Origin of the sequence: Tabrizicola sp. (genome assembly GCF_016793705.1) — a bacterium.
GTDB lineage: Bacteria > Pseudomonadota > Alphaproteobacteria > Rhodobacterales > Rhodobacteraceae > Tabrizicola.
Genome location: NZ_JAEULO010000017.1, coordinates 1 through 12,921 on the forward strand (window position 1 = coordinate 1; position 12,921 = coordinate 12,921).

The 12,921-nt window shown below is 66.3% G+C and carries 14 protein-coding genes, 1 tRNA gene and 1 pseudogene; 6 read left to right on the forward strand and 10 right to left on the reverse strand.

From position 1 onward, the window contains the following. Nucleotides 1-286, forward strand: a pseudogene (glyA, locus tag JNJ68_RS02485) (serine hydroxymethyltransferase); the annotation flags it as partial. Between the two features lies 1 nt (nt 287). Here the strand turns inward: glyA and JNJ68_RS02490 are convergent. Further along, nucleotides 288-364: transfer RNA gene (locus JNJ68_RS02490), tRNA-Ile, on the reverse strand. Between the two features lie 113 nt (nt 365-477). Here JNJ68_RS02490 and purM point away from each other — a divergent pair. Continuing rightward, nucleotides 478-1,524, forward strand: coding sequence for a phosphoribosylformylglycinamidine cyclo-ligase (gene purM, locus JNJ68_RS02495; RefSeq protein ID WP_294978519.1), 1,047 nt, complete (start codon nt 478-480; stop codon nt 1,522-1,524). After that, nucleotides 1,521-2,108, forward strand: a complete 588-nt coding sequence (purN, locus tag JNJ68_RS02500) for a phosphoribosylglycinamide formyltransferase (protein WP_294978521.1) — start codon at nt 1,521-1,523, stop codon at nt 2,106-2,108. The genes purM and purN overlap by 4 nt, the downstream gene beginning before the upstream one ends. Here purN and JNJ68_RS02505 read toward each other — a convergent pair. Next, complete coding sequence (locus JNJ68_RS02505) at nt 2,100-2,462, reverse strand: YbaN family protein (protein ID WP_294978524.1); 363 nt, start codon at nt 2,460-2,462, stop codon at nt 2,100-2,102. The two genes, purN and JNJ68_RS02505, sit on opposite strands and share 9 nt — an antisense overlap. 133 nt (nt 2,463-2,595) lie before the next feature. Here JNJ68_RS02505 and rnd point away from each other — a divergent pair, with 133 nt between their 5' ends. Then, nucleotides 2,596-3,750: a ribonuclease D gene (gene rnd / locus JNJ68_RS02510; protein ID WP_294978527.1), complete on the forward strand. Its 1,155-nt coding sequence runs from the start codon at nt 2,596-2,598 to the stop codon at nt 3,748-3,750. 71 nt (nt 3,751-3,821) lie between these two features. Here the strand turns inward: rnd and JNJ68_RS02515 are convergent, their stop codons facing one another. After that, complete coding sequence (locus tag JNJ68_RS02515) at nt 3,822-4,673, reverse strand: TPM domain-containing protein (protein WP_294978529.1); 852 nt, start codon at nt 4,671-4,673, stop codon at nt 3,822-3,824. Between the two features lie 179 nt (nt 4,674-4,852). Continuing rightward, nucleotides 4,853-5,311, reverse strand: a complete 459-nt coding sequence (locus JNJ68_RS02520) for a hypothetical protein (RefSeq protein ID WP_294978531.1) — start codon at nt 5,309-5,311, stop codon at nt 4,853-4,855. Nucleotides 5,312-5,432: 121 nt separating this feature from the next. Here JNJ68_RS02520 and JNJ68_RS02525 point away from each other — a divergent pair, with 121 nt between their 5' ends. After that, on the forward strand, nt 5,433-5,843 hold the full coding sequence (locus JNJ68_RS02525; protein WP_294978533.1) for a SufE family protein: 411 nt from the start codon (nt 5,433-5,435) through the stop codon (nt 5,841-5,843). On the opposite strand, the gene JNJ68_RS02530 is transcribed toward JNJ68_RS02525, so the two are convergent. The 4 genes from JNJ68_RS02530 to JNJ68_RS02545 form a co-directional block, all read right to left on the reverse strand. Next, nucleotides 5,830-6,171, reverse strand: a complete 342-nt coding sequence (locus JNJ68_RS02530) for a DUF427 domain-containing protein (protein ID WP_294978536.1) — start codon at nt 6,169-6,171, stop codon at nt 5,830-5,832. The genes JNJ68_RS02525 and JNJ68_RS02530 overlap by 14 nt on opposite strands. Nucleotides 6,172-6,192: 21 nt before the next feature. Then, a complete protein-coding gene (locus JNJ68_RS02535) occupies nt 6,193-7,992 on the reverse strand; it encodes an aminopeptidase P family protein (RefSeq protein ID WP_294978539.1) in 1,800 nt (599 codons plus the stop codon). An 82-nt stretch (nt 7,993-8,074) separates the two neighbouring features. After that, complete coding sequence (cobT, locus tag JNJ68_RS02540; protein WP_294978542.1) at nt 8,075-9,943, reverse strand: cobaltochelatase subunit CobT; 1,869 nt, start codon at nt 9,941-9,943, stop codon at nt 8,075-8,077. A gap of 4 nt (nt 9,944-9,947) precedes the next feature. Further along, on the reverse strand, nt 9,948-10,637 hold the full coding sequence (locus JNJ68_RS02545) for an aspartate/glutamate racemase family protein (RefSeq protein WP_294978544.1): 690 nt from the start codon (nt 10,635-10,637) through the stop codon (nt 9,948-9,950). Nucleotides 10,638-10,804: 167 nt separating this feature from the next. Between JNJ68_RS02545 and JNJ68_RS02550 the strand changes: the two genes are divergently transcribed. Further along, nucleotides 10,805-11,407 carry an NADPH-dependent FMN reductase gene (locus JNJ68_RS02550; RefSeq protein WP_294978547.1) on the forward strand — a complete coding sequence of 201 codons (603 nt, stop codon included), beginning with the start codon at nt 10,805-10,807 and terminating at the stop codon, nt 11,405-11,407. 183 nt (nt 11,408-11,590) lie between these two features. On the opposite strand, the gene JNJ68_RS02555 is transcribed toward JNJ68_RS02550, so the two are convergent. After that, the gene (locus tag JNJ68_RS02555; RefSeq protein ID WP_294978550.1) at nt 11,591-11,932 is read right to left on the reverse strand and encodes a hypothetical protein; all 342 of its coding nucleotides are present in this window, start codon (nt 11,930-11,932) and stop codon (nt 11,591-11,593) included. Nucleotides 11,933-12,051: 119 nt separating this feature from the next. After that, nucleotides 12,052-12,921: cobaltochelatase subunit CobS (cobS, locus tag JNJ68_RS02560; RefSeq protein ID WP_294978553.1), on the reverse strand; the 870-nt coding region annotated here is incomplete at its 5' end.

Sequence of the window (12,921 nt, forward strand, 5' to 3'; positions counted from 1 at the left end):
CGCGACCGAGAAGGCCTTGGGTCGCGCCTGGATCACCTGCAACAAGAACGGCATCCCCTTCGACAGCGAGAAGCCGACGATCACCTCCGGCGTCCGGCTCGGCACGCCTGCGGGCACCACGCGCGGCTTCGCGGAACCCGAGTTCCGCCAGATCGCCCGCTGGATCATCGAGGTGGTGGACGGCCTGGCGGCAAACGGCGAGGACGGCAACGCCGAAGTCGAAGCCCGCGTCCGCGCCGAGGTCGAGGTGCTGTGCAAACGCTTCCCGATCTATCCGGGGTTGTGAATGGTAGGCCCGGAGGGACTCGAACCCCCAACCAAGGCGTTATGAGCGCCCTGCTCTAACCAATTGAGCTACAGGCCCGTAGCAAGGCCCTGCCTAGCAGAACCGGGCGGGCGGTCAAGCGCGCCGCGTTGCACGCCACCGGCCAATCGTCTATGCGGGCCGCAATCGATTCCGCGCGAAAGGGCAGGCAGATGACCAAGGGCCACAACGGGCTGACCTATGCCGATGCCGGCGTGGACATCGACGCCGGGAACGCCCTCGTCGACCGGATCAAGCCCGCCGCGAAATCGACCAGCCGCCCCGGCGTGATGGGCGGGCTCGGCGGCTTCGGCGCGCTCTTCGACCTCAAGGCCGCGGGCTACAGCGACCCGGTTCTGGTCGCCGCGACGGACGGCGTTGGCACCAAGCTGAGGATCGCCATCGACACCGGCCATGTCGATACCATCGGCATCGACCTCGTCGCCATGTGCGTCAACGACCTCGTCTGCCAGGGCGCCGAACCGCTGTTCTTCCTCGATTATTTCGCCACCGGCAAGCTTCAGGTCGAGGAAGCCACCCGTATCATCACCGGCATCGCCAAGGGCTGCGCCGACTCGGGCTGCGCCTTGATCGGCGGCGAGACGGCGGAAATGCCCGGCATGTACCACAAGGGCGACTTCGACCTCGCCGGTTTCGCCGTCGGGGCGATGGAACGGGGCGCTGAACTGCCCGCCGGGGTGCAGAAGGGCGACGTCCTCCTCGGCCTCGCCTCCTCGGGCGTCCATTCCAACGGCTACAGCTTCGTCCGCAAGGTCGTCGAACTCTCCGGCCTCGGCTGGGACGCCGCTTCGCCCTTCGGCCAAGGCACCCTCGGCGAGGCGCTCCTCACGCCCACCCGTCTTTACGTCAAGCAGGCCCTCGCCGCCGTCCGCGCCGGGGGCGTCCACGGCCTCGCCCATATCACCGGCGGCGGCCTGACCGAGAACCCGCCCCGCGTCCTGCCGGAAGGCCTCGCCTGCGAAATCGACCTGTCGTCGTGGCAACTCCCCCCGGTCTTCCGCTGGCTCGCCACCACCGCGAACATGTCGGAGCCGGAACTGCTCAAGACCTTCAACTGCGGCATCGGCATGATCCTTGTCGTCGCGGAAGACCGCGCCGAGGCGCTGACCCAACTCCTGCAAGCGGAAGGCGAGACCGTCATCCGCATGGGGACCGTCGTCGAAGGGCAGGGGGTCGTCTACCGGGGCAAGCTCCTGTGAAGCGCGTCGCCATCCTGATTTCCGGGGGTGGCTCGAACATGCTGGCGCTGGTCCGGGACATGGATGAAAACCATCCCGCCCGCCCCGTCCTTGTCGCCTCGAATGACCCCAGCGCCGGGGGGCTCGCCAAGGCCGCAGCCCTGAACATCCCCACCGCCGCCCTCGACCACCGCACTTACCCGACCCGCGAGGCTTTCGAGGCCGATCTTGCGCAGCACATCGACGCCGCAAGCCCTGACATAATCTGCCTCGCGGGCTTCATGCGCATCCTGACCCCCGGCTTCATCCGCCGCTACGAGGGGAGGATGCTCAACATCCACCCCTCGCTCCTGCCGAAATATCCCGGCCTCCACACCCACGCCCGCGCCCTTGCCGCTGGCGACCGGGAGGCGGGCTGCACCGTCCACGAAGTTACCGCCGACCTCGACGCCGGCCCCATCCTCGGGCAGGCCCGCGTGCCGGTGCTGCCGGGTGACAGCGAAGAAACCCTCGCCGCCCGTGTCCTGACGATGGAACACCGGCTTTACCCCGCCGTCTTGCGCCGCTTCGCCGCCGGAGACCGCACCCCCGTCCTCCTACCCTGACGACCCATCCGGCCTGGTCAGCACGAAGGCCGCACCAATGCCGATCAACACTCCCTGCGCCAGCAGCACCTTCCACGACAGCCCCAGCCACACCGACAGCGCAAAGACCGCCGCCATGCTGCCCACGGCCAGCCGCTTGGCCGGGCGCGAGATCGCGCCGTTCTCCTCCCAGTTCCGGATCGGTGGGCCGAAGACCGGATGCCCCACCAGCCAGCCATGCAGCCGGGGCGACGACTTGGCGAAACATCCTGCCGCCAGAAGCAGGAACGGCGTCGTCGGCAGGACTGGCAGCACCACCCCCAGAAGCCCGAGCCCCAGGAACAACCCGCCCGTGGCCAGCCACAAAGCCCGCATGATGCCTCCTGCACTGCCGGGTCGAAGAAGGCACGCCCCGGTCCTGACCGCAACCCCGCCTCTTCCCTTTTCCCGCCGCGCCGCCTATAGCGGCCCGCATCGGCGGGATGACCCCGCAAACGAAAGGGCGGCCATGCGCACGATCACCACCACCGAAGACCTCGCCGCCTATTGCGCGCTTGCCAAGTCCCAGCCCTTCGTCACCATCGACACCGAATTCCTGCGCGAACGCACCTACTGGTCCAGGCTCTGCCTGATCCAGATGGCGCTTCCCGGCGCGGGCGAGGCGGTCCTGATCGACCCGATCGAGGGGCCGGAGATGTCGATGGAACCGCTCTACGACCTCTTCCGCCACGAGGCGACGGTCAAGGTCTTCCACGCCGCCCGGCAGGATCTGGAGATCTTCTTCGTCGAAGGCGGGGTCTTCCCGAAGCCCCTCTTCGACACGCAGGTCGCCGCCATGGTCTGCGGCTTCGGCGAACAGGTGGGCTACGAGACGCTGGTCAAGCGCATCGCCAAGGCCAACCTCGACAAGACCTCGCGCTTCACCGACTGGTCCCGCCGCCCGCTCTCCGAGGCGCAGAAGGATTATGCCATCGCCGATGTCACCCACCTGCGGGTGATCTACGAATTCCTTGCCGCGCAACTGCGGAAGAACGGCCGCGCCGACTGGGTGGCCGAGGAACTGTCGCTCCTGACCGACCCCGCCACCTATACCGTCAACCCCGACGAGGCCTGGCAGCGGATCAAGACCCGCACCACCTCCGGCCGCTTCCTGGCGGTGGTCAAGGCGCTGGCCCGCTTCCGCGAGACCTATGCCCAGGCGCAGAACGTGCCGCGCAGCCGGGTGATGAAGGACGACGCGCTCCTCGAACTCGCCTCGACCCGTCCGACGACAGCCGAGGAACTGGGCCGCTCGCGCCTCCTCCTGCGCGAAGGCCGCAAGCCCGAGATCGCCGACGGCATCCTCGCCGCGGTGAAGGAGGGGCTGGAGATGAAGCCCGAGGACATGCCGAAGCTAGACGCCTCGCGCGAACAGATGCAGGTCAACCCGGCGCTGGCCGATCTTCTTCGCGTGCTTCTCAAGGCCAAGTCGGAATCCCTCGGCGTCGCCCCGCGCCTCATCGCCTCCTCCGCCGAACTGGACCAGATCGCCGCCGGCGAACGCGACGTGTCCGCCCTCAACGGCTGGCGCCGCGAGGCCTTCGGCGATGACGCGATGCGCCTCTGCAAGGGCGAGATCGCGCTCTCGGCCAAGGGCAACGAGGTCCGCGTCGTCCATCTCTGACCCGGACTTTGCAAAAAGTCCGGACCGGAGCCTTCAAAGGCTCCGAAACGATCTCCCCGACGAAATCGGCGCTACCATTTGCCCGAAGCGCCGCCCCCCGACGATCTTCCACCACCGAACCCCCCGCTCGACGACCCGCCGCCCCAGCTGGACGAGCCGCCGTCGTCGTCGTCGCGCCGCGCCGCGATCGTGTAGGGCCTGTCCTCCTTGTAGCCGCACAGAGAGCAGCTCAGATGGGTCACTCCGCGCCCGGAACTGTAGGTCGTCGCGTCGCTGATCACCTCGCTCCAACGCGACAATCCCGGTTGGCTGCATTGCGGACAGCGGACATAGGCGGCCCAGGCAGCCTTGCCCGCAAAGACAAGGCCCGTCGCTCCGCCGATCACGCCCAGTCCGATCAGGATCACCCGCCAAAGACCCACCCATTCGCCCTTGACGAAGGGCTGCACGATCCGGTCCCGCGTCGCCTTGATCCCGTCCATGATGCCCTGCGCCATCCGCCTTTCGCGGAACTGCGGCAGGATCGCGGTCTCGATCACCTCTTGCGCCCGCCGGTCGAAGGCCCGGGCGTAGCCTTCGCCCAACTCGATCCGCGTGTCCCGGGTGCCGGTGACGACAAGAAGCATGATGCCATCGTTGCGCGTCCGGTCGCCGATTCCCCAGTCATTGAACAACGCCGTCGCATAGCTTTCGAAGCTTTGCCCCCAGCCGCCGAAATTGCTGATCCGGTCCATGGTGACGACGACGATGTGTACACCGGTCTCGTCCCGGATATCGCGGATCAGCGCGGCAATCTCGGCCTCGTCGGAACCGGGAAGGATATCGGCGAAGTCCGAGATCGTATCGCTCTGCGGTTGCGGCAACGCGTCCGCAAGGGCGGCAAGTGGGAACAGGAAACAGGCCAGGACCAATCGCAAGAGCATGAACTATCCCGTATCGTCAATCGTGCCGTCCGGCTGGAAGGATACCAGCACAGACCAGTTCGCCGCGAACAGCCTGCACGGATTTCATGGCGGATATTGGTCAGCATTGTTGCGGGCCGAGCGCCTGCTGCCCCGCTGTCGCCTGACCGCAGGGGGCCAAGCGCCGGGCGAAAAAATGCCTACCGCCGCGCCGACCGCGCGTTCTTCGCGCCCTGAACCACGATCTCGTGCACCCCGTCCAGCTTCACATCCGACAGATATATCGCCACGTCGATCTCGCGCGACTGTTGCGTGTTCACGTCGGTCGGCTCGGCCGGTGGCTGCAACCGGAACTCGTAGACCAGGACGCCCGGCTCCTCGACGTCCCGCTTCACCAGCTCGGCATCCCACCACCCTTGTGTCGGCGTCACGCCCCGCGCCCGCACCACGGCACCGCCGGGGATCGGCTCAACCGCCATCGACAGCACCGTATCGACCAGCGGACGCGGATCGGTTTCTGCGCCCGGCAGCGCGATCGTCTCGCGCGGCTTGGACTTCCGGAACCAGTTGAACGGGTTCAGCCTGCTTTGCCGCACCTTTCCGCAACCCGCAACGGCGACGGCCAGACCAAGAACGACATGACGGCGGGAGAGGGGCATGGGCAAGCATCCTGAACGTGTGCCTCTTGGGTAGCCGATGGCACCGCGTTTGAAAAGCGCTTCTCTGGGCTGGACCTTTGGCGCGACCGGGCTTACCTCACCCCCAGGGAAGGAGCAGCCCATGGCCACCGAAGCCTTTGAAGAGATCGCGGAAACCTTCGACTTCCTCGACGACTGGGAAGACCGCTACCGCCATGTCATCGAGCTTGGCAAGGCGATGCCGCCGCTCGACGACAGCTTCAAGGTCCCCGCGCTTAAGGTGCAGGGCTGCGCCAGCCAGGTCTGGCTGCGCCCGGTGATCGAGGACGGCCACTTCGACTTCCAGGGCGACAGTGATGCGATGATCGTCCGCGGCTTGATCGCCGTCCTCCACGCGCTCTATTCCGGCGTGCCGCTGAAGGAGGTCGCCAGGATCGACGCCCCCGCCGAACTCGGCCGTCTGGGCCTGAACGAACATCTCTCCAGCCAGCGCTCGAACGGGCTGCGCGCGATGGTGCAGCGCATCCGCGACGAAGCCGCTAGCCGCGCGTGACCGTTACCCGGTCGGGATAGAAGGCGAGGAAGCCGGCAATCGCCGAAACCTCGGGCAGGGGATCCTCATAGGTCCAGACCGCATTGGCCAGCATCCCGACCTTGCCCTTGATCGAGTAATAGCTCGCCTGGCCTTTCCACGGGCATTTCGTCGTGTGATCCGTCCGCAGCAGGCGGCTCATGTCGATATCGTCGCGCGGAACGTAGACGACCGGCTGATGGCCCGCCTCCCTAAGTTCCAGCGCCTGTGTGCTCTCGCCCAGGACCGTCGATCCCACCGCGACCGTGACCGTCCCGGAAATCGGCGTGATGGTGATCGGCAGACCCATGTCGTCCTCCTCGGTCCCGCTTCAGATCGGGGCGCAGGCGTTCTTCAGCCAGGCCAAGGTAGCACCGGACACCCGTTTGCCAAGCTTTTCCAGCACTTCCGCATGATAGCCGTCCAGCCAGCGCCGCTCTCCCGGCGAAAGCTCCTCGCCCAGGATCAGCCGCCGGTCGAAGGGCACGAAGGTCAGCGTCTCGAAGGCCAGCTGTGCCCGGTTGTCGCCAAGGGCAGGGGCCTCCTGCACCACGATCAGGTTCTCCAACCGGATTCCGAAAGCCCCCTCGCGATAATAGCCCGGCTCGTTCGACAGGATCATGCCGGGCTCCAGCGGCACCTCGGAGACGCGGGAAATCCGCTGTGGCCCCTCGTGAACCGACAGGAACGCGCCAACGCCATGCCCCGTCCCATGGTCGTAATCCTGCCCCGCGACCCACAGGTTGAACCGCGCCAGCGCGTCGATATCCCGCCCCGGCAGACCCTTCGGGAATCGCACCCGGCTGATCGCGATCAACCCCTGCAAGACCCGCGTGTAGCACTCCCGCGCCTCGCGCCCCGGATCGCCCACCGCCATCGTCCGGGTGATGTCCGTCGTCCCGTCCAGGTACTGCGCCCCCGAATCGACCAGCAGCAACTCGTTCTGCCCCACGGGACGGTTGGTCTCCTCCGTCACCCGGTAGTGCATGATCGCTCCGTTCGGACCAGCACCGCAAATCGTGTCGAAGCTGATGTCATGCAGCGCATTCGTCGCCCGCCGGAACCCTTCCAGCGCCTGCACCACCGAAATCTCCGTCTGCCCGCCCTTCGGAGCCTGTTCATCCAGCCAGCGCAGGAACTCCACCATCGCCGCCCCGTCGCGCAGATGGGCCTCCCGCGTCGCCGCGATCTCTGCCGCGTTCTTGCAGGCCTTAGGCAACCGGCAGGGATCATCGCCCCAGGCGACCTCCACCCCCGCGCCCTTCAGGATGTCGCCGACCGCCAGCGGAGCCGTTCCCTTGTCCACTCGCACCGGCCCGGCAAGGCCCGTCAGCGCCCCGGCAAAGGCCTCGGCCGGATGCACGGTGACCTCGGCCCCCAGATGCGCCCGCACCCCATCGTCCAGCTTCGCCGGATCGACGAACAGGTCCACCCGCCCATCGTCACGCAGCACCGCGAAGCCATGCAGCACCGGGTTCTTCGGCACATCCGCCCCGCGCAGGTTCAACAGCCAGCAGAGCGAATCCGGCAGCGTGATCACCGCGGCCTTCTGGTCGGCCTTCCGCAATCCTTCCGCCAGCCGAGCCCGCTTGTCCGCATGGCTTTCCCCGGCCAGCTCCACCGGATGCACGAAGGCTTTCCCGAACGGTGCCTCAGGTTGGTCCAACCAGATCTCATCCACCGGATTTTCGCTGACAGATAAAAGCGTTACACCCGATCCCTCAAGCGATCTCTGAAGTCGCTCCACCTCCTCGGCGGTATGCAGCCAGGGGTCGAACCCAACCACCCCTTCCGCCAGATTCTCCTTCACCCAATCGCCCGGCTTCACCTCCGGCCAGGGCACCGGGCTGAAGACCGACAGATCCACCTGCGCCTTCACCTGCGTGCGGTAGCGCCCGTCGATGAACACCCCTGCCACATCCGGCAGCACGATGCAGAACCCGGCAGAGCCGGTGAACCCCGTCAGCCATTGCAACCGCTCGTCCCGCGCCGCGACATATTCGCCCTGATGCACATCGGCCCGCGGCACGAGGAAGCCGGCCAGCCCCATCGCCCCAAGCCGCGCCCGCAACGCCGCCAGCCGCGGCGGCCCCTGATCCGGCGAGGCATGGCTGTCAAAGGTCTGGAACATCCCTGTGGCCTTTCATACTGGCGCAAACATCCCCGGGGGTGAGCATCGGACTTGTTCCGGGCTAAGGGGGCGGACGACCCCCTTACCCCGCCCGCCGCATTCCCATCGCCCGGGCACGTTTCTTCGGGTCGACCTCGAACAGGCTGGCAAGCTGTTCCGTCATCGCCCCCGCCAGCTGCTCGACATCGGTGATCGTCACCGCCCGCTGGTAATAGCGCGTCACGTCATGGCCGATCCCGATGGCGATCAGCTCCACAGCCCGGCGGCGTTCGACCATCGCGATCACGTCGCGCAGGTGTTTCTCCAGGTAATTCGCGGGGTTGACGGACAATGTTGAATCATCGACCGGCGCACCGTCCGAGATCACCATCATGATCTTCCGCGCTTCGGGCCGATGCACCATCCGCCGGTGCGCCCATTCCAGCGCCTCGCCGTCGATGTTCTCCTTGAGCAACCCTTCCTTCATCATCAGCCCCAGGTTCGGCCGCACCCGCCGCCAAGGCGCATCCGCCGACTTGTAGACGATGTGCCGCAGGTCGTTCAGCCGCCCCGGCATCTGCGGCCGCCCCTGCGCCAGCCATCTTTCGCGCGACTGCCCACCCTTCCAGGCCCGGGTGGTAAAGCCCAGGATCTCCACCTTCACGTTGCAGCGCTCCAGCGTCCGCGCCAGCACGTCGGCACAGATCGCGGCGATGGAAATCGGCCGCCCGCGCATCGACCCGGAGTTGTCCAGGAGCAACGTCACCACCGTATCGCGGAATTCGGTGTCCTTCTCCCACTTGAAACTCAATGGAGTCGTCGGGTTCGCCACCACCCGCGCCAGCCGCCCGGCGTCAAGGATGCCTTCCTCCTTGTCGAACTCCCAGCTGCGGTTCTGCTGCGCCTGCAACCGCCGCTGCAACTTGTTCGCCAGCCGACTGACCGCCCCCTTCAAGGGCTCGAGCTGCTGGTCCAGATAGGCCCGCAGCCGCTCCAGCTCGGCCGGCTCCGCCAACTCCTCCGCCTTGATTTCCTCATCGAAATCCGTGGTATAGACGGCATAGTTCGGGTCGGCATCTGAATGCGGGGCAGGCGGCGGAGGCTCCAGCGGGGCCTCGCCCTCGGGCAGCTCCGCCTCGTCGCCCTGCTCCATGTCGGCGCTGTCCTCCATCGTGACCTGCGCCTGCGACTGGTCCTGCTGCTCGTCCTGCGACCGCTCGGGCGAGGCGTCGGACTCGTCGCTTTCCTCCTGCTCCTCTCCCGCCGAATCCGGCGAATCCTGATCTTCCTCCGCCTGGTCGTCGCCCGCATCCTCGGGCGCGTCCGGGTCGTCGCCCAACTGGTCGCCATAGCCGAGATCGGCGATCACCTTGCGCGCCAGCCGCGCGAAAGCCGCCTGGTCGGCAAGCACATGGTCGAGATTCGACAGCGTTTCTCCCGCCTGCTCCTCGACAAAGCCCCGCCACAGCTCTGCTGCGTGTTCCGCCGATTTCGGCAGCGCCCGGCCCGTCGCCATCTGCCGCACCAGATAGCCCGCCGCCACCGGCAACGGCACCTCCGACGCCGATGTCACCTGGCCATAGCCCTTGCGGTCGGCCTCGTTGGCGATCTTCGCGTCGATGTTGCCGGCGGTCCCCGGCATGTCGCGCGCGCCCACCGCCTCGCAACGGGCGTTCTCCATCGCCTCATAGATGTCGCGCGCCAAGGGGCCCGTCGGCGCATAGCGCGCGGCGATACCGTCGTCGTGATACCTGCGCCGCAAGGCAAAGGCATCCGCCGTGCCCCGCGCCAGAAGCACCTCGTCCCGCGTCATCCGTCGGCTGACCTGCGGCAGGCGCACGCCTTCCTTGTTCATCCCCGCCGGGTCGACCGAATAGGTGACGGTCATCTCCGGATCATCCGCCATGGTGCGTGTGGCCTCGGCCAAGGCTTTCTTGAACGGATCGGCGGGGTTGTCGGTGGGCTTGGTCATGGGCTCACCCTAGTGCGGGAAGCGACCGGCTGCCAGAGGCCAGATCGGCCAGAACCGCCACATGCACGTCCAGCGCGTCGATGACGGGAAATCCGGGGTCTTGACCATCGAACGCCAGGTTGAGATCAGTCCCGGCCAGGACGATGGCCTTGGCACCCCGTTCCATCATCCGGCGGCCCGCACTGAACATCACGTCGCGCGAACTGTCGGGGCAACTCCCTGCGACTGCCATATCCTGATACAACTGGCCGACTTCCTCGAACTGCTCTTCCGGAGCCAGGGCCGTCGTCATTTTCATCAGCCCGAAAAGCCGCGTCCGCATCGCCACCCGGGTTCCCAGAAGCCCGACCGTCTCGATGCCGCGGGCGGAAAAATACTCGTCCAGCGGCTCGACCGCGCTGACCAGCGGAAGGCTCGACAGGGCGCGTGTTTCCTCAAAGCAGAAATGCGCGCCGATCGAGGTCAGCGCCGCGCACTCCGCGCCAGCCGCCCTCAGCCGGTCGATCAAGGGCGCGAAAAGACGGGCCTGCGCCTCGCGCCCATCCGAGTTTGCGTTGACGATCAGCGGCTGGATATCGGCCTGCACGATGGTCAGGTCCAGCGGCGCACCCGGTGCCGCCGTCGCCGCGCAGAGCCGCTGGTAATAGACCACCGTCGCCGCAGGTCCGATGCCGCCGATCAGGCCGATGTGCATCCGCCATTCCTTCCGTCGATCCACAGGTCAGACAAGCACCGCCCCGGCGAACGGGCAAGGGTCCGTGCAGTGGCGCACAGGTTAGGCGCGGATCTGGGGAATTGGTTTTTCTGCGTTTGCATTCATGTTTGCCGCAGCGAACAACCCAGACCGCAAGGATGAACACCATGTCCGTGAAACCCAAGATCGCCGTGATCGTCTCCTCCACCCGCCCGACCCGCTTTGCCGACATCCCGACCAAATGGATCGTGGACCAGGCCAAGGCCCGCGGCGACATGGATGTGGAAGTCGTCGACCTGCGCGACTACCCGATGCCCTTCTTCGACGAAGTCGCCTCGAACGCCTGGGCCCCGACCCAGAACCCGGTGGCACAGAAGTGGCAGAAGAAGATCGCAGAGTTCGATGGCTACATCTTCGTCGTCGCCGAATACAACCGCTCGATCACCGGTGTTCTGAAGAATGCGCTTGACCAGGCTTACGTCGAATGGGCGAAGAAGCCCGCCGGTCTCATCGCCTACGGCTCGGTCGGCGGCGCCCGCGCGGCCGAACACCTGCGCCTGATCGCGGTCGAGCTTCAGATGGTGCCCACCCGCAACGGCGTGCACGTCGGTGGCAGCGACTTCGCCAAGGTCCACCCGGGCTTTGGCGGCACCGGCAACCTGGCGGATATCGAAGGGTCCATCGGCCCCTCGGCCAAGGCGATGCTTGATGACGTGGCATGGTGGGCAAAGGCCACGATGGCCGCACGCAAAGAGCTTGCCGCCGCCTGACACATCCCCATCGCAGGACCGTTGGCGGCCAGGGCTCCGGCTCTGGCCGTTGGCGTTTCCCGAACCCCGCCACTTCGCAACACCGCGCGCGAGCGAGACGCGCCCGTTCCGCCGCCCGGCCACTCGGACACACCGGCGGCCAGGGGCGCTTCCTGCCGATCCACGCGGAACAAGGCGCAAGCCTTACCGAAATCTGGCGGGATCTCCAAAGATCCAGTACAGCGCGGCGATCACCCCTAAAGCGATCACCAGCTTGGTTAGCCCTTTCCAGAACCGACCGAGGAACATCGCCGGAAGCAGCGCCATGAACGGCAGCATCCAGTTCCAACCGCCGAAGTATGAACTCAGGGCGGCACAGATCACCGCAAACGAGACGAAAGCGATCAGGCGCTCCTGGTTGGTCCAAGGCACCCGGCGCACATTGCCTTTGGCGAGGCCTCCTGATCCAGTGCCGCCAGAAGGCTGCCAGCTGTCGGCGACTTTTCCAGACCCGCCGCAGATGTAGCAGGTGTTCATCGTGCGCATCCCGCCCCTGCCAGTGCCATGGCAGGCATTGCAGCCACGTCCACCGCAGCTGTAGCAGGGCGGAAAGTCACCCTCTATCTGTCCGTAGCCACCGCAGGTCGGACAGGTGGCCATGGAGCCTACTTCATCGCCATGCTTGCGGCGCTCTCCGGCAGCTCTTCCGCGAAACAGCGCTGGTAGAACTCCGCCACCGTCTGCCGCTCCAGCTCATCGCATTTGTTCAGGAAGGTCAGCCGGAAGGCATAGCCCACATTGCGGAAGATTTCCGCGTTCTGCGCCCAGTTCAGCACCGTCCGGGGGCTCATCACCGTCGACAGGTCGCCATTCATGAAGGCTGTCCGCGTCAGGTCGGCCACCGTCACCATCTGGCTGATCGTCTTCCGCCCCTTGTCCGTGTTGTAATGCGGGTTCTTCGCCAGCACGATCGCCGTCTCGGCATCATGCGACAGATAGTTCAGCGTCGCCACCAGGCTCCAGCGGTCCATCTGCGCCTGGTTGATTTGCTGCACCCCGTGGTAAAGCCCGGTCGTATCCCCCAGACCCACCGTGTTCGACGTGGCGAACAGCCGGAAACAGGGATGCGGCGTGATGATCTCGTTCTGGTCGAGGAGCGTCAGCTTCCCGTCATGCTCCAGCACCCGCTGGATCACGAACATCACATCCGCCCGCCCCGCATCATACTCGTCGAAGACGATGGCCACCGGGTTGCGCAGCGCCCAAGGGAGAATCCCTTCGTGGAACTCCGTCACCTGCTTGCCGTCGCGCAGCTTGATCGCATCCTTGCCGATCAGGTCGATCCTGGAAATATGCGAATCGAGGTTGACCCGCACGCAGGGCCATTGCAGCCGCGCCGCCACCTGCTCGATATGGGTCGACTTCCCCGTCCCGTGATAGCCCTGGATCATCACCCGGCGGTTATAGGCGAACCCGGCCAGGATCGCCAAAGTCGTATCGGGGTCGAACTTGTAGGTCGAATCGATCTCCGGCAC